The organism is Streptomyces sp. NPDC048566 (assembly GCF_043199735.1).
Taxonomy (GTDB): Bacteria; Actinomycetota; Actinomycetes; order Streptomycetales; family Streptomycetaceae; genus Streptomyces.
The window spans coordinates 194946-221529 of sequence record NZ_JBICWL010000004.1 but is presented as its reverse complement, the minus strand read 5'-3'; the positions used below and the strand labels follow the sequence as shown (position 1 = coordinate 221529).

Below are 26584 nucleotides of genomic sequence, written 5' to 3'. Positions count from 1 at the left end.
CGGTTGGTGACTGTTAAAAAACGGCCACCGCCTCGGGGGGGGGGCGGTGTTTCACGTGAAACACCGCCCCTCCGCGTTGGGTTTCCGCGGACTACTTGTTGTCCCCCAGGCAGAGCGTGAAGGAATCGCCCGTTTCCTTCCACGTCAGCGTCGCGGTGGTTCCTGTGACGCTCTGGCACGTCAACTGCGGGACAGCGGCCCCGTCCGCCTTCTTCAGGACCTTGTGCGTGGCCTTGGAGTCGGTGCAGTCCACCTGAATGACGTCCGGGTCGTTCTCGCTGCCCTTGTTGTACAGGCAGTCGCCGACGGCGAGCTTCTTGGCATCCTCGCCATCCTTGTTCACCAGGTACCCGCCCAGGGCGATGACGGCGATCACGACGCCCACTATGAGGCGGAGGTAGGGCTTGATGCCGCGCTTCGGCCGCTGTGCCGGGGCCGGAGCGAAACCGGGTGCCTGCTGCGGAGGGAAGCCGGGCTGGCCCGGCTGCTGCGGATAGCCCTGCGGCGGCTGCTGCGCGTACGGGTTCTGCCCCTGGGGCGGAGGGCCGTAGGGCTGCTGGCCCTGGGCGAACGGGTTCTGGCCCTGAGGTGGCGGTGTGGTCACGGGAAGTCCCCCCATTGGAGCGTAGGCGCGCGCTGCGCATAAGACGCACGTAAGTTATCCGGCGCCTGTGACAGTGCGGCCGCCGAGACCGGCACTGTGGCACTGATGTGACACTTATCGGCGCTCAAAGCGGGCCATAGCGGCAGCTACGGCCGCGTAGGTGACGGCCACCGTCACGACCAGGGCCACCGACCGGCCGTCGGAGGGAAGGATCAGCGCCGCCACTCCGGCCGCGCCCACGAAGGCGACATTGAACAGCACGTCGTACACGGAGAAGATCCGGCCCCGGAAACCGTCCTCGACCGTGGACTGCACGACGGTGTCCGTGGCGATCTTCGCTCCTTGCGTGGTCACACCCAGGAAGAACGCGGCGACCAGCATCGGCGCGGGCGTGAAGGGAAGGCAGAGTGCGGGTTCGAGGAGCGCGGCGGCACCGGCGCAGACGGCGATCCAGCGGCCGGGGCCCAGCCGCCCGGCCGCCCAGGGGGTGACCAGGGCTGCGACGAAGAAGCCTGCCCCCGACACCCCCACGGCAAGACCCAGGAGAGCGAGCCCGTCATCCGATCCGGACGTCCACGCGTAGCGGCAGAGCATCAGCAGCATGACGGTCAGCGCTCCGTAGCAGAAGCGCATCAGCGTCATCGCCGTCAGTGCCCAGGCCGCCGGTCGCCGCGGCGGCTGGGCGAGATGGCGCACGCCGGCGCCGAGGCCCCGGGCGATACCGGTGAGGGCCTCGCCGAGACGAGGGTGAACCTCCGCCCGATCAGGTCCGAGGAGGTCCGCCGCGATGCGTGCGGCAGCGAGGGCCGCGCAGAGATAGACGCCCGCTCCGACGAGGACCACCGCTGCGTCACTGTCCGCCCCGAGCAGGCGCACGGCGAACGCGACTCCTCCGCCCGTGGTCGCGGCCAGGGTGCCCGCGGTGGGGGACACGGAATTGGCCAGCACGAGACGCTCCGCGTCGACGACACGAGGCAGCGCGGCGGAGAGCCCGGCCAGGACGAAGCGGTTGACCGCGGTGACGCAGAGCGCGGAGACGTAGAACAGCCAGGCGGGCACGTTGCCGAGCATCAGGACGGCGGTCACGCACGCGAGCCCCGCCCGCAGGAGATTGCCGTACAGGAACACCTGTCGCCGTCGCCACCGGTCCAGCAGGACACCGGCGAAGGGACCGATCAGGGAGTAGGGCAGCAGCAGGACGGCCATCGCGGAGGCGATGGAGGCGGCCGAGGTCTGCTTCTCCGGGGAGAAGACGACGTAGGTCGCCAGCGCGACCTGGAAGACGCCGTCGGCGCCCTGCGACAGCAGCCGTACGCCGAGCAGGCGCCGGAACCCCTGGAAGCGCAGGAGGACGCGCAGGTCACGCACGACAGCCATGGGGCACAGCCTCACATACGTCGAAGGTCCCCGGGCGGAGCGCCCGGGGACCTTCGACGGCAAGCACGCGACACTGTGCTCCAGCGCTTAGCGCTCGACCTCGCCCTTGATGAACTTCTCGACGTTGGCGTAGGCCTCGTCGTCGAAGTACTGGACCGGCGGCGACTTCATGAAGTAGCTCGACGCGGAGAGGATCGGACCACCGATGCCGCGGTCCTTGGCGATCTTCGCGGCGCGCAGGGCGTCGATGATGACACCGGCGGAGTTCGGGGAGTCCCAGACTTCGAGCTTGTACTCGAGGTTCAGCGGGACGTCGCCGAAGGCACGGCCCTCGAGGCGGACGTACGCCCACTTGCGGTCGTCGAGCCACGCCACGTAGTCCGAGGGACCGATGTGGACGTTCTTCTCGCCCAGCTCGCGGTCCGGGATCTGCGAGGTGACGGCCTGGGTCTTCGAGATCTTCTTGGACTCGAGCCGGTCGCGCTCCAGCATGTTCTTGAAGTCCATGTTGCCGCCGACGTTGAGCTGCATGGTGCGCTCGAGACGGACACCGCGGTCCTCGAACAGCTTCGCCATCACGCGGTGCGTGATGGTGGCGCCGACCTGCGACTTGATGTCGTCGCCGACGATCGGGACACCGGCCTCGGTGAACTTGTCCGCCCACTCCTTGGTGCCGGCGATGAAGACCGGGAGGGCGTTGACGAAGGCGACCTTGGCGTCGATGGCGCACTGGGCGTAGAACTTCGCCGCGTCCTCGGAACCGACGGGCAGGTAGCAGACCAGGACGTCGACCTGCTTGTCCTTGAGGACCTGGACGACGTCGACCGGCGCCTCGGCGGACTCCTCGATGGTCATGCGGTAGTACTTACCGAGACCGTCCAGGGTGTGACCGCGCTGGACCGTGACGCCCTTGTTCGGGACGTCGCAGATCTTGATGGTGTTGTTCTCGCTGGCACCGATGGCGTCGGAGAGGTCGAGGCCGACCTTCTTCGCGTCGACGTCGAACGCGGCGACGAAGTCGACGTCACCGACGTGGTAGTCGCCGAACTGAACGTGCATCAGGCCGGGGACCTTGGTCGCCGGGTCGGCGTCCTTGTAGTACTCGACGCCCTGAACCAGCGAGGCGGCGCAGTTGCCCACGCCGACGATGGCTACGCGAACCGAACCCATTCCGGTTGCTCCCTGTGTGTATCGGTGAAACCCCGAACGGGTCTCACATGGCGGTGTCGTCGGACGGATCCGGCCGGGTGCTGTCCCGGTGCCGGGGCAGGCCGCCCGTCTCTCCAGATGTGTTGTCCTGCTGAGCGGAGCCTTCGGAGGCGGAAGTCTTGATGTCCCGTCCGGCCCGCTCGCTCTCGATGAGCTCGTTCAGCCAGCGCACTTCGCGCTCCACGGACTCCATTCCGTGGCGCTGGAGCTCAAGCGTGTAGTCGTCGAGGCGCTCCCGGGTGCGCGCCAGTGAGGCGCGCATCTTCTCGAGGCGCTCCTCAAGACGGCTGCGGCGACCTTCCAGCACGCGCATGCGCACGTCGCGTGACGTCTGCCCGAAGAAGGCGAAGCGAGCGGCGAAGTGCTCGTCCTCGTACGCGTCGGGACCGGTCTGCGCGAGAAGTTCCTCGAAGTGGTCCTTACCTTCAGCCGTCAATCGATAGACGATCTTGGCGCGACGTCCCGCGAGCGATGCCGTGAGCGCGTCTTCCGGTGTGGACCCGGCTTCCTCGATCAACCAGCCGTTGGCGACCAGCGTCTTGAGGCAGGGGTAGAGCGTCCCGTAGCTGAAGGCACGGAAGACGCCCAGTGACGTGTTGAGTCGTTTGCGCAGCTCGTAGCCGTGCATCGGGGACTCGCGGAGCAGGCCGAGTACGGCGAACTCGAGGATCCCGGCACGCCGGCTCATCGTCGCCTCCTCCCTGTCGCTGCCTCGTCGGCACGGCACTTATGTCGTGCTGATGTATCGACTCGATACATCAGCACGATAGAACGCCTCTGCGGATGCGACAAGAGGGGCCATGGTGAACGGCGTCACATCACCGATTCATACGAAGCAAGTTGCCTGATTTGGGGTGAACTTCGGTGCTAGACGGGTTTTGCCGGTGCGTAGTCTGTGCGGCATGCACACCACCGGGAACCGAGTGACGACCGAGGACGTCATCGTCTTCGGTGCAGTACGGGTGAATGCGGGATCGGCCGCATCCGTACTTCGGGGGGACCGGAAACCAGCCGCCGTTTCCAGGCGCGCAAAGGTGCGCCTGCCCGAGGAGTAATCGTTCGATGAGCGAGCACCGTCGCAAACCGTCGCAGCCGCAGGGCGGCGGACGTGCCGCGGCCCGACGCGGTCAGCCCGACCCGTCCGCAGGCCGCAGCGCGGCACCGCGAGGCGCCACCGGGTCTCCTTCCGACTCCTACGACACGGGGGGTGAGGAGCGCCAGTACGGCACCCGTGCCGAGGCTCGCCGAGCCGCCCAGAGAGGCGGCGGCAGGCGTCGAGCCGCCGATGGCGCGGGGCGCGGTGGCCCCGGAGGAGGGGGCGGCGCGCGTGGTGGCCCGCCCGGGTCCAGTGGGCCGGGCCGGGGCCGCGGACGTCCCGAGCCCTCCAGGAAGCGCATCGTCGACTACCCCCGCGCCGGCAAGTACGGCGCGGCGCGCTGGGTGCCCTCCTGGAAGCTCGTCACAGGACTCTTCCTCGGCTTCTGCGGCAGTCTCATCGCCGTGGCGGGTGTGGCCTACGCCCTGGTGGGCGTCCCGGACGAGGCCAAGACCGCGACGGCCCAGAACAACGTCTACTACTGGGCCGACGACACCCAGATGGTCGCGACCGGCGGTGAGACGAACCGCCAGATCATCAGCTACGCGCAGATCCCCAAGGAGATGCGCTTCGCGGTCATGTCGGCCGAGAACAAGACCTTCGAATCCGACAGCGGTGTCGACCCGATGGGCATCGCCCGTGCCTTCGTCAACATGGCGAAGGGCGGCCAGACCCAGGGTGGCTCGACGATCACCCAGCAGTACGTGAAGAACGCGATGCTGGACGACCAGTCGCAGACGATCTCCCGCAAGTTCAAGGAGCTGTTCGTCTCCGTCAAGGTCGGCGCCTCGGTGCCGAAGGAAGACATCATGGCCGGCTACCTGAACTCGGCCTACTACGGGCGGAACGCCTACGGGATCCAGGCCGCCGCGCGGGCCTACTACAACGAGGACGCCAAGGAACTCGACCCCAGTCAGTGCGCGTTCCTGGCCGCCGTGCTCAAGGGCGCCACGTACTACGACCCGGCCGGCGCCGTGTCGATCGACCCCGCCGCCACTCCTCAGGCCAACCGCAAGCGTGTCGAGGACCGCTGGAGGTGGATCCTCGACGAAGAGGTCAAGGACGGGCGTCTGCCGGAGGCGGTGCGCGGCAAGTACACCAAGTTCCCCGAGCCCCAGAGTCCTCGGTCCAACGCCGCCCTGGGCGGTCAGATCGGGTATCTGGTCGACCTGGCGAACTCGTACATCCTGCAGAACAGCGCGAAGACCGGGATCACCGAGTCCAAGCTGCGGCAGGGCGGCTACGAGATCCACACGACCTTCGACAAGAAGAAGGTCGATGCTCTGGAAGCCTCGGTGAAGAAGGTGCGGAAGGCGAACATCAAGCCCGATGTGCGCCCGAAGACGGACAAGTACGTCCAGTTCGGTGGCGCGTCGATCAATCCCGCCAGCGGGGCGATCGAAGCCATCTACGGCGGTGCGGACGCGACGAAGCACTTCACCGACAACGCCGACCAGACCGGCGCCCAGGTGGGCTCCACGTTCAAGCCCTTCGTCCTGGCGGCGGCCATGTCCTGGGGAGCCAGAAACCCGGACGGGCCCGAGAACCAGGCACAGGACGAACGCACCATCGTCTCCCCGAAGAGCCTGTACAGCGGCAAGAACAAGCTGAAGATCAAGGACTACACGGGGACCGACTGGAAGGACGACAAGGGCAACGAGTGGCTGCAGCAGAACGACGGCCAGCAGTCCTACAACCCGCCCAGCTACAAGATCGACCTGCGTGAGGCGATGCGGGAGTCCGTCAACTCCGCCTATGTGCAGCTCGGCATGGACGTCGGCCTGGACAAGGTGAAGGAAGCCGTCCTGGCCTCCGGTATCAAGGAGTCCAGCCTCGCCAGCTCCCGGTTCCCCTCGTTCTCGCTGGGCACCTCGTCCCCGAGTGCCATCCGTATGGCGGGTGCCTACGCCACCTTCGCCGCGAGCGGCAAGCAACGCGACCCGTACTCGGTCGAGAAGATCACGAACAAGGACGGCAACGTCTTCCAGCACGAGGACGTGGCGAAGACCCAGGAGGCCTTCACGTCGAAGGTCGCCGACAACGTCACGGACGTCCTGAAGACCGTGGTCGACAGGGGAACCGGTACCAACGCCCAGCTGAAGGGCCGCGAGGTGGCCGGCAAGACCGGTACGACGGACGGCAACAAGTCCGCCTGGTTCGTCGGGTACACCCCGCAGCTGTCCACGGCCATCGGCATGTACCGCCTGGACGACAACGAGAAGAACAAGAATCGCAAGTTCCTGCAGATGTACGGCACGGGTGGCGAGAAGACCATCCACGGTGCCTCGTTCCCGTCGCAGATCTGGCGGGACTACATGGAGGTTGCTCTCAAGGGTACGAAGGCGGAGGCCTTCCCCAAGCCGGAGGAGATCGGAACGGTGCTCAACGACACTCCGAGCCCGACTCCGACCCCCACGGTGACCAAGAGCGAATCCCCCAGCCCCACCCCCACACCCACGCCCAGCGAGACCCTGGAGTCGCCCTCGCCCTCGGCGAGTGAGACCTGCGGCAAGTTCGACTGGACCTGCAACAACACCGGTGGCACGGACACCGGCGGCACGGGCAACGGAGGAACCGACGGGGGCGTCACGTCATCGCCGACGGCGACGGCAACCGACGGAACCACCAGAGGCAACGGCAACGGCAACGGTGGCTTCCTGGGCGGTGCCAACTAAGTCCTGTCACTGTGTGTGTTTCACGTGAAACACACCGTTCCACGTGAAACGAGGGCCGCCGCACCGGACAGGTGCGGCGGCCCTCAGCGCATGACCGGGCCCGTACGGCAGGATGTGCGGCATGCCCAGTGCAGAGACGACGCGCGCGAGCGCGCACGAGCCGGAGCTGGTGCGGCCGACCAAGGACGACGAGGTGGCCCGCCGCGGGAGTGAGCTGATCGGTGGCCCCGTCGGGCGGCGCGCCCTGCTCGGGACGTCGTGGTGGACACCCGTGCGGGTCGTCGCACTGGTCGCGATCGGCATGTTCGCCCTCGGCCTGGTCCAGAAGCTGCCCTGCTACGACGGAGGCTGGTTCTTCGGGGCCAGTTCGCAGTACACGCACGCGTGCTATTCGGACATCCCGCACCTCTATCAGGGGCGCGGGTTCGCGGATGGGCTCGTGCCGTACTTCGACAAGCTCCCCGGCGACATGGACTACCTGGAGTACCCGGTGCTCACCGGCCTCTTCATGGAGGTCGCGGCCTGGCTGACCCCGGGCGGGGGGAGTATCCAGGACCAGGAACAGATCTACTGGATGGTCAATGCGGGGATGCTGATGGCCTGCGCGGCGGTCATCGCCGTGTGCACGGCCCGCATCCACCGCCGGCGCCCCTGGGACGGCCTCCTGGTGGCCCTGGCGCCTGCTTTCGCGCTCACGGCCACCATCAACTGGGATCTGCTCGCCGTGGCGCTCCTGGCCGCCGCGATGCTGATGTGGTCACGGGGCCGCGTGCTGGCCTTCGGCATCCTGGTCGGGCTCGCCACGGCGGCCAAGTTCTACCCGTTCCTGGTGCTGGGGCCGCTCTTCCTGCTGTGCTGGCGGGCCGGCAAGTGGCGTGAGTTCGGGACGGCACTTCTCGGGACGGTCGGCGCCTGGCTCGTGGTGAACCTGCCGGTGATGTACTTCGCGCCCGAAGGATGGTCGAAGTTCTACACCTTCAGCCAGGAGCGAGGTGTCGACTTCGGCTCGGTCTTCCTGTTCGTCTCGCAGTGGCTGAAGATCACGATCACGCCCGACACGGCCAACGCGTGGGCGCTGGTCATGATGCTGCTCCTGTGCGCCGGCCTGAGCGCCGTCACGCTGACCGCACCCCGGCGCCCGCGCTTCGCCCAGCTCGCGTTCCTGATCGTCGCGGCCTTCATCCTGACCAACAAGGTGTACTCGCCGCAGTACGTCCTCTGGCTCGTTCCGCTCGCCGCGCTGGCCCGGCCTCGGTGGCGGGACTTCCTCATCTGGCAGGCCTGCGAGGTCGCGTACTTCCTGGGGATCTGGATGTACCTCGCGTACACGACCAGCGGAGACGCTCACAAGGGTCTGCCGACCGACGGTTACCAGGTCGCCATCGCCGTGCACCTGTTGGGCACGCTCTACCTCTGCGCGGTGGTCCTCCGGGACATCCTCCTGCCCGAACGGGACGTGGTGCGGCGGGCCGGCGACGACGATCCCTCGGGCGGGATCCTCGACGGCGCCGAGGACGTCTTCGTCCTCGGCGCGGCGGCTCATCCACCCCGGCACGCGGCGCACCTCGTCGAGGGACAGCCTCCGGTGGAGTGGGGCGGCGCCCGCACGGTGTCCGACGAGGGTTCACTCTGAGCGAACACCTCAGGGTGCTCCATAGGCGAAAGGCCGTACACGGAGAGCGTGTACGGCCTTTCGCCTATGGAGGAGCCGGTCTGGAACCGAGGTCGGTCCCGGACCGTCAGTGCTCGACGACCCGGTCGAACTGCGTGGTGGTGTGCCGCAGATGCGCCACCAACTCGTCGCCGACCTTCGGCTCGGCTGCGTCGGCCGGCACGAAGAGGATCGACACCTGCATGTGCGGGGGCTCCGCGAACCAGCGCTGCTTGCCCGCCCATACGAACGGCGACAGGTTCCGGTTCACGGTGGCGAGGCCGGCCCGGGCGACACCCTTGGCGCGCGGCATGACGCCGTGCAGCGCCTTGGGGGCCTCCAGCCCCACCCCGTGGGACGTACCGCCCGCCACGACCACGAGCCAGCCGTCCGAGGCCGCCTTCTGCTGCCGGTAGCCGAAGCGGTCGCCCTTGACGACGCGTGTGACGTCCAGGACGGCTCCGCGGTACTCGGTGGCCTCGTGGTCGCCGAGCCACAGACGGGTGCCGATCCGGGCGCGGAAACGCGTCTGCGGGAACTGCTGCTGGAGCCGGGCGAGTTCGTCGGCCTTGAGGTGGCTCACGAACATCGTGTGCAGCGGCAGGCGGGCCGCACGCAGCCGGTCCATCCAGCCGATGACCTCCTCGACCGCGTCCGAGCCGTCCGTGCGGTCCAGCGGCAGATGGATCGCGAAACCCTCCAGCCGAACGTTCTCGATGGCGGCGTGCAGGTGCGGCAGATCCTGCTCGCTCACACCGTGCCGCTTCATCGAGGACATCACCTCGATGACCACACGGGCGCCCACGAGGCCGTACACGCCGTCGATGGACGACACCGAGCGGATCACCCGGTCGGGCAGCGGCACGGGCTCCTCGCCCCGCCTGAACGGCGTCAGGACCAGGAGGTCCCCGCCGAACCAGTCCTTGATCCGGGCGGCCTCGTACGTGGTGCCCACGGCGAGGATGTCCGAGCCCATGCGGGTGGCCTCGTCCGCGAGCCGTTCGTGGCCGAAGCCGTAGCCGTTGCCCTTGCAGACGGGGACGAGCCCCGGGAACTGCTCGGACACCTGCTTGTGGTGTGCCCGCCAGCGCGCGGTGTCGACGTAGAGCGTGAGCGCCATGGCCGGTCCCGGAACCTTTCTCGTGGCTGCCGTGTATCAGAGGTACGAAAGGAAATTGTCGCGTATGCGTCGGGCCGATGGGGAGGCGCCGGGCCGGAACGGCCGTCCGACACCCGCCCGGGCCCGGTTCAGCGACGCGACATGTAGATGTCGAGCGCCTTGTGGAGCAGCTTGTTGAGCGGGAAGTCCCACTCGCCCAGATACTCGGCGGCCTCGCCGCCCGTGCCCACCTTGAACTGGATGAGTCCGAAGAGGTGGTCGGTCTCGTCCAGCGAGTCGGAGATGCCGCGGAGGTCGTAGACCGTGGCCCCCAGCGCGTAGGAGTCGCGCAGCATGCGCCACTGCATCGCGTTCGAGGGCCGTACCTCCCGGCCGATGTTGTCGGAGGCGCCGTAGGAGTACCAGACGTGGCCGCCCACGACGAGCATGGTCGCCGCGGACAGGTTCACGCCGTTGTGGCGTGCGAAGTACAGCCGCATGCGATTGGGGTCCTCGGTGTTGAGGGCCGTCCACATGCGCTGGAAGTACGAGAGCGGGCGGGGCCGGAAGTGGTCGCGAACGGCGGTGATCTCGTAGAGCCGCTGCCATTCCTCCAGGTCCTGGTAGCCGCCCTGGACGACCTCGACACCCGCCTTGTCGGCCTTCTTGATGTTGCGGCGCCAGAGCTGGTTGAAGTTCTTGTGGACCTCTTCCAGCGAGCGGTTGGCGAGCGGCACCTGGAAGACGTAGCGGGGCTGCACGTCGCCGAAGCCGGCGCCGCCGTCCTCGCCCTGCTGCCATCCCATCCGACGCAGCTTGTCGGCCACCTCGAAGGCGCGCGGCTCGATGAAGTCGGCCTCGATGTCGCGCAGGCGCTTCACGTCCGGGCTCTGGATGCCGCCCTTGATGGACGCGGCCTCCCAGCGGCGGATGATCACGGGCGGGCCCATCTTCACGGAGAAGGCGCCCTGGTGCTTGAGGTGCGCGAGCATCGGCTGCAGCCAGTCGTCCAGGTTGGGCGCGAACCAGTTGATGACCGGGCCCTCCGGAAGGTAGGCCAGGTAGCGCTTGATCTTCGGCAGCTGCCGGTAGAGGACCAGGCCGGCGCCGACCATCTCGCCGGTCCTGTCGTCGAACCACCCGAGGTTCTCGGAGCGCCATTCGGCCTTCACGTCTGCCCATGCGGGGACCTGCATGTGACTGGCCGAGGGCAGGCTCTGGATGTACGCCAGATGCTGCTCTCGGCTGATGGTCCTCAGGGTCAGGCTCATTAGGGGCGCTCCTCGGGCTGGTGTGTCCCCATGGGTACAAGGGCTCCGGCTCTCGCGCCGAAGCCTACTGCGCCCTGCGAGCGCCCCGTCTGGCCGTATGGAACCCGGGCCACGGGAAGCCGACGCGCGGCGTCCCGCGGCCCGGGGGAAAACGGACGTTCGACTCAGAACACCCCGCCGAACAGGCCGCCGTGCGCCAGGCCGAGGTAGAAACCGACCCCCGAGAGGCCGAGTCCCAGGATGAGGCCGAACCGCTCCCGGGTCGTCACGGAGATGAACTGGCCGTAGGCGCCGGTGAGGATCCCGACGAGGCCGGCCCAGGAACTGAGGAGATGGAGGCTGTGGAACATCGACGTGACGAAGGCCAGGGTCCCGAGGACCAGGGTCACCGCGAGCAGGGCGTCCTGGAGGGGATGAGGCTTGCCGTCCGTGGCGAAGAGTGAGCCGGTGGTCATGGGTCGCATTGCCTGTGCCATGGGGCACCTCCTGCGGAAGGCGGCGCATCGTAGCGCCGTACACACCCGATGTGTACAGACTGGCGCCCTACCCGGTCGGATTTCAACCGGAAGCCGGGGTGCAGGTACTCTGTATCTTCTGCACCGGTGTCTGCCCAGGCTCATGGCCAGGTCACGGCAGGGATCACCGTCCGGGTTCTCCGGACGGCGGCCCGAATGTCAGTGGCGGCCGATACCGTTGCGTACGCATCACGACCCTCCTGCCACGGAACGACCGTGGCCGCCGAGTCCAAAGGAGGTGGGTTCCACATGCGTCACTACGAAGTGATGGTCATCCTCGACCCCGATCTGGAGGAGCGCGCTGTCGCCCCCCTGATCGAGAACTTCCTCTCCGTCGTCCGCGAGGGCAACGGAAAGGTCGAGAAGGTCGACACCTGGGGCCGTCGTCGTCTCTCGTACGAGATCAAGAAGAAGCCCGAGGGCATCTACTCGGTCATCGACCTGCAGGCCGAGCCTGCGGTCGTCAAGGAGCTCGACCGCCAGATGAACCTGAACGAGTCGGTCCTCCGGACCAAGGTCCTCCGTCCCGAGACCCACTGAGCCTCCCAGCTCAGCTGATCTCGGGTTCCGAGTAGCAGCACCAGCAGCCAGCAGCAAACCCGCCGAGAGGTACCCCCATGGCAGGCGAGACCGTCATCACGGTCGTCGGCAATCTTGTCGACGACCCCGAGCTGCGCTTCACCCCTTCCGGTGCGGCGGTCGCGAAGTTCCGTGTCGCGTCCACCCCCCGCACCTTCGACCGTCAGACCAACGAGTGGAAGGACGGCGAGAGCCTGTTCCTGACCTGCTCGGTCTGGCGTCAGGCGGCGGAGAACGTCGCCGAGTCGCTCCAGCGAGGCATGCGCGTCGTCGTGCAGGGCCGGCTGAAGCAGCGGTCCTACGAGGACCGTGAGGGCGTCAAGCGCACGGTCTACGAGCTGGACGTCGAGGAAGTCGGCGCCAGCCTGAAGAACGCCACGGCCAAGGTCACCAAGACCACGGGTCGCGGTGGCCAGGGTGGTTACGGCGGCGGCGGTGGCGGCGGCCAGCAGGGCGGCGGCTGGGGCGGTGGCTCCGGCGGCGGCCAGCAGGGCGGCGGCGCTCCCGCCGACGACCCCTGGGCGACCGGCGCTCCCGCCGGTGGCAACCAGGGCGGCGGCGGTGGCGGCTGGGGCGGGAACTCCGGTGGTTCCGGCGGTTCCGGCGGCGGCTACTCGGACGAGCCCCCCTTCTAGGCCCTCGGGGCCGAGGGTGGGTCGTACCCCCACTTCTTGATCACACAGGAGATACACCATGGCGAAGCCGCCTGTGCGCAAGCCGAAGAAGAAGGTCTGCGCATTCTGCAAGGACAAGGTCACGTACGTGGACTACAAGGACACGAACATGCTGCGGAAGTTCATTTCCGACCGCGGCAAGATCCGTGCCCGCCGCGTGACCGGCAACTGCACGCAGCACCAGCGTGACGTCGCCACGGCTGTGAAGAACAGCCGTGAGATGGCGCTGCTGCCCTACACGTCCACCGCGCGATAAGGGAAGGGTGACCGACAAATGAAGATCATCCTCACCCACGAGGTCTCCGGCCTCGGTGCCGCGGGCGACGTCGTCGACGTCAAGGACGGCTACGCTCGCAACTACCTCATCCCGCGGAACTTCGCGATCCGCTGGACCAAGGGTGGCGAGAAGGACGTCGAGCAGATTCGTCGTGCTCGCAAGATCCACGAGATCGCGACCATCGAGCAGGCCAACGAGATCAAGGCCCGCCTCGAAGGCGTCAAGGTCCGCCTGGCCGTCCGCTCCGGCGACGCCGGTCGTCTCTTCGGTTCCGTCACCCCGGCCGACGTCGCTTCGGCGATCAAGGCCTCCGGTGGCCCCGAGGTCGACAAGCGCCGCATCGAGCTGGGCTCGCCCATCAAGACGCTGGGCGCCCACGAGACGTCCGTGCGTCTGCACCCCGAGGTTGCCGCCAAGGTCAACATCGAGGTTGTCGCTGCCTGAGTGCAGCGCTCGGCATAGCTGAGTGCAGAAGGGCCGCACCTTCGGAGGTGCGGCCCTTCTGCGTTTCCGTGTGCCGCCGTCGGAGTCGGGCCCGTCGGCAGTGGCCCTCCGCGCCCGGGCGCCGTGCGTCGTTTCACGTGAAACGACGAGGGAGATCTCGCCAAGGGGCGGAGCCCAGAGGCTCGTTGATCAGCGTGTCGCGCCCGTGACGATCCAACGGCCCGATCGGGAGCGCAGCCAGAGCGTCAGCATCCGCATGGCCATCATCAGCGCCATGGCCCCCCAGAGGGCCGTCAGTCCGCCGCCGAGCGTCGGCACGAGCAGCGCCACGGGGGTGAAGACGGCGAGGGTCAGCAGCATCGCCCGCGCCAGGTAGGGCCCGTCCCCCGCTCCCATCAGCACCCCGTCGAGCACGTAGGCGATCCCGCAGACGGGTTGGACGAGGGCCACGACGACGAGAGCCGGCAACGCGGCATCGCGCACTCCGGAGTCCTCGCTGAACAGGGGGAGGAAGGCGGACCGGGTGACCATGACCAGAAGGCCGAGGACGACCCCCGTGGCGATGCCCCACTGGATCATGCGCTGACAGGTCTCCCGTGCGCCGCGTGCGTCACCTGCTCCGAGATAGCGGCCGATGATGGCCTGACCCGCGATGGCGATGGCGTCGAGAGCGAAGGCGAGCAGGCTCCACAGGGACAGGATGATCTGGTGTGCGGCCATCTCGGCATCCCCCAGCCGTGCGGCCACCGCCGTGGCGATCAGCAGGATCGCCCTCAGCGACAGCGTGCGGACGAGGAGAGGCGCTCCAGCCTGGGCGCAGGCGCGTATCCCCGGGCCGTCCGGTCGAAGGGACGCACCGTGCTTCCGGGCGCCTCGCACGACGACGGAGAGATAGACCGCCGCCATGGCCCATTGGGCCATGACCGTGCCCCAGGCCGAGCCGGCGATCCCGAGGCCCAACCCGTAGACGAGAAGCACGTTCAGCGCCGCGTTGGCGGCGAACCCGCCGACGGCGACGTACAGCGGAGTCCGGGTGTCCTGGAGTCCGCGCAGTACCCCGGTGGCGGCCAGCACGATCAGCATGGCGGGGATGCCGAAGGCCGAGATCCGGAGGTAGGTCGTCGCATACGGGGCTGCGGTGTCGGAGGCGCCGAACAGGGCCATCAGGGACGGTGCGCTGGGGAGGGTCACGGCGACGGCGGCGATCCCGATGCACAGGGCGAGCCAGATGCCGTCCATTCCCTGACGGATCGCGGCCCGGAGGTCTCCCGCGCCGAGCCTGCGCGCCACCGCGGACGTGGTGGCGTACGCAAGGAAGACGAAGACCCCGACGGCGGTCATCAGGAGGGCCGAGGCCACGCCGAGGCCCGCCAGCTGAGCGGTGCCCAGATGACCGACGATGGCACTGTCGGCCATGACGAAGAGAGGCTCGGCGACGAGTGCGCCGAACGCGGGTACGGCCAGCGCGACGATCTCTCTGTCGTGCCGGCGCCGTTCACCCGGGGACGTCACGGGAGCCTGTGTCATGCGCACCAATGTAATCTTCCACAGGTAAGAGATGCAACCAGCGAAAGACCCTTACGATGAGCGCCGTTCGGCGTGTCGCGGCGCAGGGTCCGGAGCGATCTTGGTCCGAAGGGCGAAGTTTTTCTTCTGCACAGCCGGTGGATGCGAAAAGCGCAGCTCATCGTGGGTTTTCCGGATGGGGTGAGGGCTTGTTCACAGGGCTGTCCACCGGATCGTGCACAGGTTTTGCGGGTTTCTCCACAGCATCAGGGCCGTCGTCCACATGGCCTGTGGATAACCAGATTGGCTGACGGTGCCGACGGGCCTAACGTGGTGCGTCGCCCGTTCTCTCCTCCGTCCTCGGAATCCACGCAAAACCGACGCGTGTGAACCGGAGTTGGGCAGCTCAGATGTCAGTGCCGTGCCGTAGAAATGAGGGGCACGGCTAGGTCCGCCCCGCGGACGGGAGGAGGTGGCTCGGTGAGTATTTCCGAGCCCTTGGACGACCCCTGGGCGGACAGTGGTCCCAGTGATCGTCTGCCCTCGTCCCGCCGGCGGGGAAGCGGCGGCGGAGGCCGCGAGGAGCAGCACGACCGCGATCGGGACAACGGTTCGTGGGAGAGCGGCGGTTCCTCGTTCGAGAGGGTGCCCCCGCAGGATCTCGACGCCGAACAGTCCGTCCTGGGCGGCATGCTCCTGTCGAAGGACGCCATCGCCGACGTCGTCGAGGTCCTCAAGGGGCACGACTTCTACCGGCCGGCGCACGAGACCATCTACGGGGCGATCCTCGACCTGTACGCGAAGGGCGAGCCCGCGGACCCGATCACGGTCGCGGCCGAACTCACCAAGCGCGGCGAGATCACCAAGGTCGGCGGCGCCCCGTACCTCCACACCCTGGTGCAGACGGTCCCGACCGCGGCGAACGCCGAGTACTACGCGGAGATCGTGCACGAACGCGCGGTGCTGCGCCGCCTGGTGGAGGCCGGCACACGCATCACGCAGATGGGGTACGCGGCCGACGGCGACGTGGACGAGATCGTCAACAGCGCCCAGGCCGAGATCTACGCCGTCACCGAGCAGCGCACCACGGAGGACTACCTGCCGCTGGGCGACATCATGGAGGGGGCGCTCGACGAGATCGAGGCGATCGGATCCCGCTCCGGTGAGATGACCGGCGTGCCGACCGGCTTCACCGATCTCGACTCCCTGACGAACGGTCTGCACCCTGGTCAGATGATCATCATCGCGGCCCGTCCCGCGATGGGTAAGTCGACGCTCGCGCTGGACTTCGCCCGCGCCTGCTCGATCAAGCACAACATGCCGAGCGTGATCTTCTCGCTCGAAATGGGCCGCAACGAGATCGCGATGCGCCTCCTTTCCGCCGAGGCGCGTGTGGCGCTGCACCACATGCGGTCCGGCACGATGACCGACGAGGACTGGACCCGGCTCGCCCGCCGCATGCCGGACGTATCCGCCGCGCCCCTGTACATCGACGACTCCCCCAACCTGTCGATGATGGAGATCCGCGCCAAGTGCCGCCGTCTCAAGCAGCGCAGCGACCTCAAGCTCGTCGTCATCGACTACCTCCAGCTGATGCAGTCGGGCGGCAAGCGCTCCGAGAGCCGTCAGCAGGAGGTCTCCGACATGTCGCGAAACCTCAAGCTCCTCGCCAAGGAACTGGAGTTGCCGGTCATCGCCCTGTCGCAGCTCAACCGTGGCCCCGAGCAGCGCACCGACAAGAAGCCCATGGTCTCCGACCTGCGCGAGTCCGGCTCGATCGAGCAGGACGCGGACATGGTCATCCTGCTCCACCGTGAGGACGCGTACGAGAAGGAGTCACCGCGCGCCGGCGAGGCGGACATCATTGTCGGCAAGCACCGTAACGGCCCCACCGCGACGATCACGGTGGCGTTCCAGGGCCACTACTCCCGGTTCGTGGACATGGCACAGACCTGATGGGAGGCGTGTTCAGCCTCGGATGGTCTCGGATGTCGCTTCACTGGACACAACCGCGGCATCCGTCTGTCCGAAGGACCTCGGACTGCTCCGATGCCAAAGCGCCGGATCGTCGGGCGGGTTGAATCCAGCTGTGGTCCCGCACGGCGTTCCGGCACACTGCGCCCATGGGGAGCGATGCCGCCGGGGCCCCGCAGGAGAGAGCGCTGCGCCACGTCACGGCGCTGTCCTCGGGGAGACCCCTCGACCGCGGACTGCGGCTGACGATGAACTTCCACCCCGACCGCGTGGCGGGCGGTCGGCCGATCCTGCGCGCCATGAGGGAGACCGGAATCTACCGGTCGCAGTTCGTGACCGGCACGAGCAACGGAGGTCTGACCGCCCACCCGGGCGGCGACCGGTGGCGCTGGGAAAGCCGCATCTTCGGGGGTGCCTACGACCACGCCGCCCCGGGCGAGCGCCCCGTGTACGGAGCGCTGAACCACCGGCGGGATGCCGTCGGCGGCGCGCCTCGATTCGGCTCCGCGCACCTGAGGCTCACCCCCGAGACTCTCGCGCGCGCCACGTTCTGTTATCCGGACAGTTCCACCGACCCCTCGGCGTTCGGAGTCGCCCAGCGTTTCTCGCTCTTCGACCCGGCCGAGGCCGACGGCCTTGACGCCGTGGACGGCCACATCGAGGCGCAGATTCACGGGCCGGTCAGGTTCGACCGCGACGTCGAGGCTCTGGTCCTCGATCCCAGCTATCGCGGCACGGCCGTGGAAGCCATGGCCCGCCGACTCCCGTGTGCCCTGGAGTGGCACTCAGGTTTCCGGCTGACCACGGACCACCTACGGCGCCACCCGGACTACCGCGGGCAGGAGTACGTCGATCTGGGCGCCCGGATCTCGGCCGGCGGGCGACTCGATCCCCGCATCCTCGGGGACGCCTCCCGGACGGGCCGCTACGACCCACAGGCGCTCAAGAAGGTCTGGCACTGCCTGGCCCGCTTCGGCTCCCCGCTCCGCGCGAACGCCGTGGCAGGGGAGCAGCTTCCGGCCTGCTGCCTCGTGGAGCAGAGGAGCCGGTGACTCACGGTTCCCGGCCACACGGCGGCTGCCCGGCCGATGGCCCGAGCAACAGACGGAGCGGACCCAACCGATCGGGAGGCTGGGAGAGGAGAGGAAACGGCAGTCTCAGCGTCTGTTGCCAGGAGGCGAGGTCCTGCGCCCGGCATCCGGAGCTGCGCGTCGCAGTTCTATCGATTCGACGTCCGCCGCCGGGCCGGGTGGACTGATGTCATGACGAGATCTCAGGACGAGTTGCTGGCGACCACACGCCGAACCCTGCTGCACCGCATCGCCGTCGCGCAGCGCGACGGGCGCGCGCCGTCCCTGGTCGCGGCCGTGGTCCGTGGAGGAACCACTGTCTGGCACGGTGCGCGGACGTCGATGGACGATCACGCACCGGACGAGAACGTGCAGTACCGGATCGGCTCCATCACCAAGACCTTCACGGCCGTGCTGGTGCTGCGGCTGAGAGACGAGGGACTGCTCGATCTGAGCGACCCCCTGGAACGGCACGTGCCGTCGACCGGGGTGGGAGAGATCACCATCGCCCAGCTCCTGGCCCACACCGGTGGGTTGGCGGCGGAGACACCCGCGCCGTGGTGGGAGCGCACGCCTGGTTCCCTGCGTCCTGAACTCGGCGATGTGCTCGGCCCGCACCCCCTGTGTCATCCGGTCGGGCGCCGCCATCACTACTCCAACCCCGGGTACACCCTGCTCGGTGCCCTCGTCGAGGAGGTGCGCGGTGCGCCCTGGGAGGAGGTGCTGCGCCGTGAGGTCCTGGAGCCGCTCGGCCTGCACCGCACGACCGTCACGCCCCAGGCGCCGCACGCGGGAGGCTGGGCGGTCCATCCCTGGGCCGATGCGATGATGCCGGAGCCGGCGGAGGACCTCGGGCGGATGGCCCCGGCCGGACAGCTGTGGTCCACCACGGGAGATCTGGCGCGCTTCGCCGCGTTCCTCGCCCAGGGCGACGACCGGGTTCTGGGAGCGGAGTCGCTTCGGGAGATGCGGACACCCGCCGCGCCCGCCGAGCTCGGTGAGCGGGGTGCGGGCGCCTCCTACGGTCTGGGCCTGCAGATCGTGCACCAGGGTGGACGTTCCCTCGTCGGGCATTCCGGTTCGCTGCCGGGATTCCTCGCCGGACTGGCGATCAGCGTGGAGGACGACGTGGCGGCCGTCGTGCTGGCCAACTGCACCTCTGGCCCGGCGACGTTCACGGTGGCCGCCGATCTGGTGCGGATCGTCGCGGAGGCCGAACCGAGGATTCCCGCTCCGTGGCGGCCCATGAGCGAGGTCGATCCCGCGGTGCTGGAGCTCGTGGGCCAGTGGTACTGGGGTACGCAGCCCTTCGGGCTGAGTGCACCGGCGGACGGGGGGCTCGTGCTCGGGCCCCTGTCCGGCGTCGGTCGAGGTGCCCGGTTCAGGGCGAACGATGACGGGACGTGGACCGGACTCGACGGATACTACGAGGGAGAACTGCTCCGATCCGTTCGGCGGGAGGACGGTTCGGTGAGCCATCTGGACCTCGGATCGTTCGTGTTCACGCGTCAGCCGTACGACGAGCACGCCCCGGTGCCGGGCGGAGTGCATCCGGACGGTTGGCAGGGGATCGCGTAGGAGCACGGCGCAGGGGCGGCTCGTTTCACGTGAAACAAGCCGCCTCTCTCGCATGGGAGGGGGCCGGCGTCGCACGGGGAGAGGGCCGGCCCCGCACGCAGCCACCTCGGGCGGACGCTGGGAAGCGGGCAGCGCAGGCCGGAGGTGAAGCGCCCGACTCTCAGAGCGGCAGCTTGAAGCCGACGTGGGAAGCCGTGAAACCGAGCCGCTCGTAGAAGCGATGGGCATCGCTGCGGGAAGCGTCGGAGGTCAGCTGGACCAACTGGCAGTCCAGGCGACGGGATTCGGCGATGGCCCACTCGATGAGCCGTGTACCGAGGCCGCTGCCGCGCTCCTCGGCGTGTACGCGGACGCCCTCGATGACGGAGCGGGTCGCTCCCTTGCGGGACAGTCCGGGAATCACCGTGAGTTGCAGGGTTCCGACGACTCGATCGCTCCGGACGGCGACGACGAGGTGTTGGTGGGGATCGGCGCGCAGTCGCTCCAAGGCGTGCAGATAGGGGCTGAGGTCCTCGGGGGACTCCCGGTGCGCACCGAGCGGGTCGTCGGCCAGCATCGCGACGATCTCGGGCACGTCGGCTGTGACAGCGGCTCGTATTTCAAGATCAGACATGAGCGCACCCTATGAGGGCGCGCCGACGGGCGGCACCGGTTGTCCGGGGATGCCGACGGATTCCACGGCGCGGACCAGCGGTGTCAGCTCGGGGACCTCCGCTGCGGTGTCGAGCGCCTCACGCAGGGCGGTGTCGTTGGTCGGACGTGCCGCGGCGAGCAGGTCCAGGCCCGCGTCGCTGACGTTGGTGTAGATGCCGCGGCGGTCGGTCGGGCAGAGATAGCGCGAGAGCAACCCCCGGTCCTCCAGTCGGGTGACCAGTCGGGTCGTGGCGCTCTGGCTGAGGACGACCGCATCGGCGACCTGCTTCATCTGGAGATGGCCGCCTTCGCCGTCGTGTTGCCGGCTGAGCACGTCGAGCAGGGAGTACTCGCGCACGCTCAGTCCGTGTTCGGCCTGCAGAGCCCGCTCGATGTGTGCCTCGATCCTCCCGTGCAGCAGGGAGAGCGCGCACCAGCCCTGAGCGAGGGCGGTCAGCGCGGGGTCCGTGGCTGTCATGGCGTCTCCTCCGTCCCGGCCTGGTTGCGTCCAGGATAGAGCACGACCGCAATAGACCGCGCTTGCGCATAGCCCGCGCATGCAACTATTGTTTCTGCGTGTAAGCGCTCGTGCAATCTCTTGAAAGGTCCGCTGCACCATGCCTCTCGCGCTTCTGGCCCTCGCGATCGGGGCCTTCGGCATAGGAACGACCGAGTTCGTCATCATGGGCGTGCTACCCGAGGTCGCCGGAGACTTCGGCGTCTCCATCCCCACCGCCGGGCTGTTGGTGACCGGCTATGCGCTGGGCGTGGTGATCGGAGCGCCGATCATGACGGCGCTGGGCACGAAGGTGGCCCGCAAGCGGATGCTGATGGCACTCATGGGGCTGTTCGTCCTCGGGAACCTGCTGTCCGCCGTCGCTCCGGTCTTCGGTCTGATGCTCGCCGGCCGCCTGGTCGCCTCACTCGCCCACGGTGCCTTCTTCGGCATCGGTGCGGTGGTCGCCGCGGAACTCGTCGCTCCCGAGAAGAAGGCCGGCGCGATCGCGATGATGTTCAGCGGCCTGACGATCGCCAACGTCGTCGGTGTCCCGCTGGGCACGCTGATCGGCCAGTCCGCGGGGTGGAGGGTGACCTTCGCGGGCGTCGCCGCGCTCGGCCTGGTCGGGCTGCTGGGCATCGCCCGGCTGGTCCCGGACATGCCGAAGCCGGAGGGCGTTCGCCTGCGCCACGAGATGGCGGCGTTCAGGAACGCCCAGGTACTCCTCGCCATGGCGATGACCGTGCTCGGCTTCGGAGGTGTCTTCGCCGCGATCACCTACATCGCACCCATGATGACGAATGTCGCGGGCTTCGCCGACGGATCCGTCACCTGGCTGCTCGTTCTCTTCGGCCTCGGCATGGTCGGCGGCAACCTCGTCGGCGGCCGGTTCGCCGACCGGGCGCTCATGCCGATGCTGTACGTGTCCCTGGGCGGTCTCGCCGTCGTCCTCGCCGTGTTCACCGTCACCGCGCACCACAAGGTCCTGGCAGCGGCGACGATCGCCCTCATCGGCGCTCTGGGCTTCGCGACCGTTCCTCCGCTGCAGAAGCGCGTCCTCGACCAGGCGCACGGCGCACCCACGCTCGCCTCGGCCGTCAACATCGGCGCCTTCAACCTCGGCAACGCTCTCTCCGCCTGGCTCGGAGGCCTCGTCATCTCCGCCGGTCTCGGCTACACCGCCCCCAACGGGGTCGGTGCGGCTCTCGCCGGAGGTGCCCTCGTGCTGGCTTTCCTCTCCGCCGCACTGGAACGGCGCGCTCCCGCCGCCGGCACCGTCCCCGCCGGGGCTCACCCCACGGACCGGCGAACGGCTGTGCACTCCTGAACGGCGCATCGTCGCAGCAGGAGCCGCACGCTTCCTTGGTCGTCGCCGTCCCGGGGACGGCTCAGCTTTCCCTGTCAGAACACCCGCAAGGAGACCGATCATGAACACCACCGCCGTCCACCCGCTGAGCATCGAGGACGCGGAGGCCCTGGTCACCGCCGCCCGGCGGGCCGCCGACACCGCCGGTGTGCGGGTCGGCGTCACCGTCCTCGACGCCGGTGGCCATCTGCTCGCCTTCCGGCGTGACGATCAAGCCGTGCTCGTCTCCGGGGAGACCAGCACCCGCAAGGCATACACGGCACTCCAGCTGAACTCGGCCACCGCTGATCTCGTCGACGCCGTACAGCCCGGCGGCGCCTTCCACACCTTGGCGACCGCCCTCGACCGCCCTCTGCTCTTCATCGCCGGCGGTCTGCCCGTCCACCGTGACGGCCGGCTGATCGGTGCGATCGGAATCGGTGGCGGCACACCCGATCAGGATCACGACATCGCCGTCCGCGCGGTCCGCTCTCTCGGATGACGGCCCAGGACCTTGTCTCGTCGGACGCATGACGCACAGAGGTACCCCGCCCCCGCTTCTCCGCGGGTGGACCGGTACCTCTGTGCCGTCTGCGCGACTCAGCCCGCGGCCACCGTGAGCGGGGCGAAGCGACGCGTCCAGTCCCCGGGCAGCTCGGCGACTCCGTAGGTCATCACCGCGTTGAAGGACAGGGAGACCAGCCCCCGGGCCTTCAGCCAGGCCAGCAGTTCCTCGTGCCGCACGTCGACGTCCGTGCGCAGCGGGCCGTTCGTGTGCGCGGCCAGAGCGGTGACCAAGGCCTTCGCCGTGTTGGTGTCCCTGGCCACGAGCGGCCCCACGACGTGGGTGTCCATATTGGGCCAGGCGGACGCGTATCCGGTGATCCGGCCGTGCTCCTCGGCAACGCGCAGCTGGTCGGCGAAGGCGGGCAGCCTCGTGATCATGTGAGTCCGGTCGGTCCCGAACACCTCCGCGTCGAGCCCGAGGATCGCGGGCAGGTCCTCGGCCGTGGCCGCACGGGTGAAGACTTCGGAGTCCGTGTCGTCGGGGCGGAAGACGCCCCGGACCATCTCGGCCCGGCCGGTGACCGTGAAGCCCAGTTCCTCGTACAACGGGCGTCCGTACGCCGTCGCGTGCAGGGTCAGAGGTGTGGTGCCCATCTCGGCGATGACGTACCGCATCAAGCGGCGTCCGACTCCCCGGCGAGCGTGCCGCCCTGCGACCAGGACCATGCCGATGGCGCCCAGGTCGACACGGCCGGGAGTTCCATAGGTCGTGACGACGCATGCCGCGACAAGCCCGCCGGCCGGGTCGTCGATACCGAAACCGGTTCCGGCCGCGAGGAGCAGGCTCCACTTGTGCTCCTCCCGGGGCCAGCCCCGATCCTCGGAGAGATCGGCGCACGCGGAGAGATCGCGGGGCGTCAGGGGGCGGATGGGCAGCGCGGAGAGAGACGAGATCGACACGGAGGTCAGGCTGTCCGACAGGGTGCCTCGCCGTCCACCACTTTCTCCCCTCCCGGCTCATGTGGATCCGCCGGGACGACCGGGCGTTTCACGTGAAACGCCCGCGCGAGCCGTCCATAACGCCAGTAGTGGAGATCGCGAACCGACTCGGTGAAGAGTCGGGGAGGACGGGAATGAACTGCGTCGGACCGCCCACTCCGCCTCATGCACTGTCGTTTTGCGTTCCATCCCGGAGGGCTGCGCGTTTGCTGTGTGACCAATCTTTGAGGTGGCGCTCTCGCGCTGGAGGCCGTCCCGCAGGAATCCGCGATGCACGCGTCAATTGGTGCATGGCGCACCGTAATTGAGGCAATCGGAGGCCCCGGCCCTCCTCTTCCGTGATGCAGACGGAGAAGACTTGTGCAGGGCGCCACTGCCGGTATGGTCGACTCCGGTTCGGGTCCACCGGGACGTGCGATTCGGTGGAGCGAACGCAGGCCAAAGCAGCGTAACGGGACGGAGAGATCGAAGACCCGTATTTTCCGTTATGCGGTCGAGCGCCGACCTGGAGTGGGATGCTGCGGTCAGAGGACTGCGGCCAATGTCACACTCTCGCCTTACTTGTCCGTACGAGGCGGGAATCCGGTTTCACTGTGCCGCATTGGGTCATCGGAACGGAACGGGCACAGAGAACCAGCCGTCTGCGGGGGAAAGCAGGCATCTTCCGTTCGTGAAGGTGCGCAGACCGACCGAAAGATGTTCGAGGCGAGGCAGACCATGGACGCTCCGACCACCACGTCGGCCGACAACGGCACCCCAGGCGGCAACGGCGGGGCCGGCTGGTTCACACCCCGCAAGGAGCCCGAAGCTCCCGGTGGCGACCAGACCCCGGCAGACGGCACTCGCCTGGCCGCGATGCGACCGATGGGGCGGTCCGCCGCAGTGACCGGCGAACAGCCCTCCTCCACTGCCGAGCGAGTGGCCTCCGAACCGTCGTCGTCCGTGCAGGAACGAATATCCAGAGGCGAAACGGCCACGTCTCCGCCCGGCGAGGAGACGCTGTTCTCACCGGACGTCACAGAACCCTCGAGGAGGACGCGGGTGGAGCGAACACCGCAGCGCATCCTGGGGCCGCACGAGTCGGCATTGTCCGCGGCGCGCCCCGCCGGCTCCTCGCAAGCGGAGGCGGGCACCCCACCGTCCGCCGGACCGGTGGGTCCGCGACTCCAGCCGGAGCCCGCCCACGACGCCGTGGAGCCCCGAGCCGCCTCCGAACCGGCGGAGCGACGGGCGCCGCGGCTCCCGGACGCCTCCGGCCCCGCGCACCGATCGGCCTCGCCTTTCCACGGCTCTCCCGCATCCGCCTCCCTGCCCGGGCCCGGAGCGGCGGCTCCTCGGCCCACCGCGGCCCGACCGCCTTCGCCGGACGCCGTGCTGATCCGCCGGACCATGGCCGAAGTCGGGCCGGTGGCCGACAAGGTCACCTCCTACTTCTACGCCCTGCTCTTCGTGCGCCACCCGGAGTTGCGCCCGCTGTTCCCGGCCGCCATGGACACCCAGCGCGACAGGCTGCTCAAGGCGCTGCTGACCGCTGCCGAGCACATCGACAACACCGAGGTCCTCGTCGCGTACCTGCAGAACCTCGGGCGGGGCCACCGCAAGTACGGAACCCGGCCCGAGCACTATCCGGCCGTCGGCGAGTGCCTCATCGGCTCCCTCAGCCACTACGCGTCGACCGTCTGGGACCCGGAGACCGAGGCCGCCTGGATCCGTACGTACACCACGATCTCCCAAGTCATGATCGACGCGGCGGCCGCCGACGAACTGCGGGCTCCCGCCTGGTGGTACGCCGAAGTGGTCTCCCACGACCTGAGGACCCCCGACGTCGCCGTCATCACCGTGCGGCCCGACCAGCCGTACCCGTTCCTGGCCGGCCAGTACACGAGCGTGGAGACGCCCTGGTGGCCGCGGGTGTGGCGGCACTACTCCTTCGCCTCGGCGCCGCGCTCGGACGGACTGCTGACCTTCCATGTGAAAGGGGTGCCGGCGGGCTGGGTCTCCAACGCGCTCGTGCACCGCGCCCGGCCGGGCGACGTGATCAGGCTCGGTCCGCCGTCAGGCTCGATGACCGTCGACCACACGACGGACAGCGGTCTGCTCTGCCTCGGCGGCGGCACCGGCATCGCCCCCATCAAGGCGCTGGTCGAGGACGTCGCCGAACACGGACACCGGCGTCCCGTCGAAGTCTTCTACGGGGCGCGCACCGACCACGACCTGTACGACATCGACACGATGCTGCGCCTCCAGCAGAGCCATCCCTGGCTCGCGGTACGCCCGGTCATCGACCAGCAGGCACACCTGCAGTTGCCCGACGTCGTCCGCGGGTACGGGCCCTGGGACGCCTACGACGCCTATCTGTCCGGCCCGCCCGGCATGATCCGCAGCGGGGTCGACGCGCTCAGGGACGTGGGTATCCCGTTCGAGCGCATCCGCCACGACGCGGTGGACGAACTCGTCGCGTCCGGGGACTGACGAGCCGCTGCCCGGCGCGAGTGGCGGTCAGCCCAGATCGCGTGCGTGCAGAGCGCGCACGCCCTCGATGTTCCCGTCGAGGAAGTGCCGCAAGGACAGCGGTACGAGATGGACCGAGGCGATGCCGACGCGGGTGAACGGGATCCGGACGATCTCGTACTCACCGCACGGCTCGTCGATCTCCGGTCCGTGCCGCAGGGCCGGGTCCATGGTGTCCAGGCGGCAGACGAAGAAGTGCTGGACCTTCACCCCGGTCGCGCCACCGTCGTCACCGATGTGCTCGACCGTGTCCACGAAACAGGGCACCACGTCGGTTACCTTGGCGCCGAGTTCCTCGTGAACCTCGCGGTGGAGGGCGTCGACGACGGTCGGGTCCTCGGGTTCGACCCCGCCGCCCGGAGTGAGCCAGTAGGGATCGACACCGGGCTTGGTGCGCTTGATCAAGATCAGGTCGTCGCCATCGAGCAGAATGGCGCGGGCGGTGCGCTTGACCACGGGTCGGACGGTCATGGGAGAAATGTGGCCCGGCT

24 protein-coding genes are annotated in these 26584 nt (G+C 68.5%); 12 read left to right on the top strand and 12 right to left on the bottom strand.

The window, feature by feature from the left end; genetic code table 11:
• Window positions 1–91: 91 nt before the first annotated feature.
• The 4 genes from ACGFS9_RS09880 to ACGFS9_RS09865 all read right to left on the bottom strand — a co-directional run bounded on the left by ACGFS9_RS09880 (window position 92) and on the right by ACGFS9_RS09865 (window position 3878).
• Complete coding sequence (locus ACGFS9_RS09880) at window positions 92–619, bottom strand: hypothetical protein (RefSeq protein ID WP_393251870.1); 528 nt, start codon at window positions 617–619, stop codon at window positions 92–94.
• A gap of 99 nt (window positions 620–718) precedes the next feature.
• Window positions 719–1981 carry an MFS transporter gene (locus ACGFS9_RS09875; protein WP_393251868.1) on the bottom strand — a complete coding sequence of 421 codons (1263 nt, stop codon included), beginning with the start codon at window positions 1979–1981 and terminating at the stop codon, window positions 719–721.
• 87 nt (window positions 1982–2068) lie between these two features.
• Window positions 2069–3151, bottom strand: a complete 1083-nt coding sequence (locus ACGFS9_RS09870) for an inositol-3-phosphate synthase (RefSeq protein WP_393251867.1) — start codon at window positions 3149–3151, stop codon at window positions 2069–2071.
• A 43-nt stretch (window positions 3152–3194) separates the two neighbouring features.
• Complete coding sequence (locus ACGFS9_RS09865) at window positions 3195–3878, bottom strand: PadR family transcriptional regulator (RefSeq protein WP_393252095.1); 684 nt, start codon at window positions 3876–3878, stop codon at window positions 3195–3197.
• A 374-nt stretch (window positions 3879–4252) separates the two neighbouring features.
• Here ACGFS9_RS09865 and ACGFS9_RS09860 point away from each other — a divergent pair, with 374 nt between their 5' ends.
• Window positions 4253–6961, top strand: a complete 2709-nt coding sequence (locus ACGFS9_RS09860; RefSeq protein ID WP_393251866.1) for a transglycosylase domain-containing protein — start codon at window positions 4253–4255, stop codon at window positions 6959–6961.
• Window positions 6962–7082: 121 nt separating this feature from the next.
• A complete protein-coding gene (locus tag ACGFS9_RS09855) occupies window positions 7083–8594 on the top strand; it encodes a glycosyltransferase family 87 protein (protein ID WP_393251865.1) in 1512 nt (503 codons plus the stop codon).
• 106 nt (window positions 8595–8700) lie between these two features.
• Here ACGFS9_RS09855 and ACGFS9_RS09850 read toward each other — a convergent pair whose 3' ends face one another.
• From ACGFS9_RS09850 to ACGFS9_RS09840, 3 genes are all read right to left on the bottom strand, one after another.
• Window positions 8701–9732, bottom strand: coding sequence for an alanine racemase (locus tag ACGFS9_RS09850; RefSeq protein ID WP_393251864.1), 1032 nt, complete (start codon window positions 9730–9732; stop codon window positions 8701–8703).
• A gap of 128 nt (window positions 9733–9860) precedes the next feature.
• Entirely contained in the window at window positions 9861–10982 is a 1122-nt protein-coding gene (gene femX / locus ACGFS9_RS09845) for a peptidoglycan bridge formation glycyltransferase FemX (RefSeq protein ID WP_393251863.1), read from the bottom strand.
• A 164-nt stretch (window positions 10983–11146) separates the two neighbouring features.
• On the bottom strand, window positions 11147–11458 hold the full coding sequence (locus ACGFS9_RS09840; RefSeq protein ID WP_393251861.1) for a hypothetical protein: 312 nt from the start codon (window positions 11456–11458) through the stop codon (window positions 11147–11149).
• Between the two features lie 288 nt (window positions 11459–11746).
• Between ACGFS9_RS09840 and rpsF the strand changes: the two genes are divergently transcribed.
• From rpsF to rplI, 4 genes are all read left to right on the top strand, one after another.
• Window positions 11747–12037, top strand: coding sequence for a 30S ribosomal protein S6 (rpsF, locus tag ACGFS9_RS09835; RefSeq protein ID WP_005482942.1), 291 nt, complete (start codon window positions 11747–11749; stop codon window positions 12035–12037).
• 77 nt (window positions 12038–12114) lie between these two features.
• Window positions 12115–12711: a single-stranded DNA-binding protein gene (locus tag ACGFS9_RS09830; RefSeq protein WP_393251859.1), complete on the top strand. Its 597-nt coding sequence runs from the start codon at window positions 12115–12117 to the stop codon at window positions 12709–12711.
• A 58-nt stretch (window positions 12712–12769) separates the two neighbouring features.
• A complete protein-coding gene (gene rpsR / locus ACGFS9_RS09825) occupies window positions 12770–13006 on the top strand; it encodes a 30S ribosomal protein S18 (protein WP_003949403.1) in 237 nt (78 codons plus the stop codon).
• Between the two features lie 18 nt (window positions 13007–13024).
• The gene (gene rplI / locus ACGFS9_RS09820) at window positions 13025–13471 is read left to right on the top strand and encodes a 50S ribosomal protein L9 (protein WP_217457141.1); all 447 of its coding nucleotides are present in this window, start codon (window positions 13025–13027) and stop codon (window positions 13469–13471) included.
• Between the two features lie 189 nt (window positions 13472–13660).
• On the opposite strand, the gene ACGFS9_RS09815 is transcribed toward rplI, so the two are convergent.
• Window positions 13661–14998 (bottom strand): MATE family efflux transporter, encoded by a 1338-nt coding sequence (locus tag ACGFS9_RS09815; RefSeq protein WP_393251858.1) that lies wholly within the window; start codon window positions 14996–14998, stop codon window positions 13661–13663.
• A 459-nt stretch (window positions 14999–15457) separates the two neighbouring features.
• Here ACGFS9_RS09815 and dnaB point away from each other — a divergent pair, with 459 nt between their 5' ends.
• From dnaB to ACGFS9_RS09800, 3 genes are all read left to right on the top strand, one after another.
• Complete coding sequence (gene dnaB / locus ACGFS9_RS09810) at window positions 15458–16933, top strand: replicative DNA helicase (RefSeq protein ID WP_393251857.1); 1476 nt, start codon at window positions 15458–15460, stop codon at window positions 16931–16933.
• Window positions 16934–17100: 167 nt separating this feature from the next.
• Window positions 17101–18003 carry a DUF3626 domain-containing protein gene (locus ACGFS9_RS09805; protein ID WP_393251856.1) on the top strand — a complete coding sequence of 301 codons (903 nt, stop codon included), beginning with the start codon at window positions 17101–17103 and terminating at the stop codon, window positions 18001–18003.
• Between the two features lie 210 nt (window positions 18004–18213).
• A complete protein-coding gene (locus ACGFS9_RS09800) occupies window positions 18214–19599 on the top strand; it encodes a serine hydrolase domain-containing protein (protein WP_393251854.1) in 1386 nt (461 codons plus the stop codon).
• 160 nt (window positions 19600–19759) lie between these two features.
• Here ACGFS9_RS09800 and ACGFS9_RS09795 read toward each other — a convergent pair whose 3' ends face one another.
• Together ACGFS9_RS09795 and ACGFS9_RS09790 are read right to left on the bottom strand one after the other, a co-directional pair.
• Complete coding sequence (locus tag ACGFS9_RS09795; protein WP_393251852.1) at window positions 19760–20212, bottom strand: GNAT family N-acetyltransferase; 453 nt, start codon at window positions 20210–20212, stop codon at window positions 19760–19762.
• A gap of 9 nt (window positions 20213–20221) precedes the next feature.
• On the bottom strand, window positions 20222–20710 hold the full coding sequence (locus ACGFS9_RS09790; RefSeq protein ID WP_393251850.1) for a MarR family winged helix-turn-helix transcriptional regulator: 489 nt from the start codon (window positions 20708–20710) through the stop codon (window positions 20222–20224).
• A 139-nt stretch (window positions 20711–20849) separates the two neighbouring features.
• Between ACGFS9_RS09790 and ACGFS9_RS09785 the strand changes: the two genes are divergently transcribed.
• Window positions 20850–22058, top strand: a complete 1209-nt coding sequence (locus ACGFS9_RS09785; protein ID WP_393251849.1) for an MFS transporter — start codon at window positions 20850–20852, stop codon at window positions 22056–22058.
• Between the two features lie 100 nt (window positions 22059–22158).
• Entirely contained in the window at window positions 22159–22578 is a 420-nt protein-coding gene (locus ACGFS9_RS09780) for a heme-binding protein (RefSeq protein ID WP_393251848.1), read from the top strand.
• Window positions 22579–22676: 98 nt separating this feature from the next.
• Here ACGFS9_RS09780 and ACGFS9_RS09775 read toward each other — a convergent pair whose 3' ends face one another.
• The gene (locus tag ACGFS9_RS09775; protein WP_393251847.1) at window positions 22677–23543 is read right to left on the bottom strand and encodes a GNAT family N-acetyltransferase; all 867 of its coding nucleotides are present in this window, start codon (window positions 23541–23543) and stop codon (window positions 22677–22679) included.
• Window positions 23544–24278: 735 nt separating this feature from the next.
• Here ACGFS9_RS09775 and ACGFS9_RS09770 point away from each other — a divergent pair.
• Window positions 24279–26054 (top strand): globin domain-containing protein, encoded by a 1776-nt coding sequence (locus ACGFS9_RS09770; protein ID WP_393251846.1) that lies wholly within the window; start codon window positions 24279–24281, stop codon window positions 26052–26054.
• Window positions 26055–26081: 27 nt separating this feature from the next.
• Here the strand turns inward: ACGFS9_RS09770 and ACGFS9_RS09765 are convergent, their stop codons facing one another.
• Window positions 26082–26564 (bottom strand): NUDIX domain-containing protein, encoded by a 483-nt coding sequence (locus ACGFS9_RS09765; protein ID WP_393251844.1) that lies wholly within the window; start codon window positions 26562–26564, stop codon window positions 26082–26084.
• Window positions 26565–26584 lie beyond the last annotated feature (20 nt).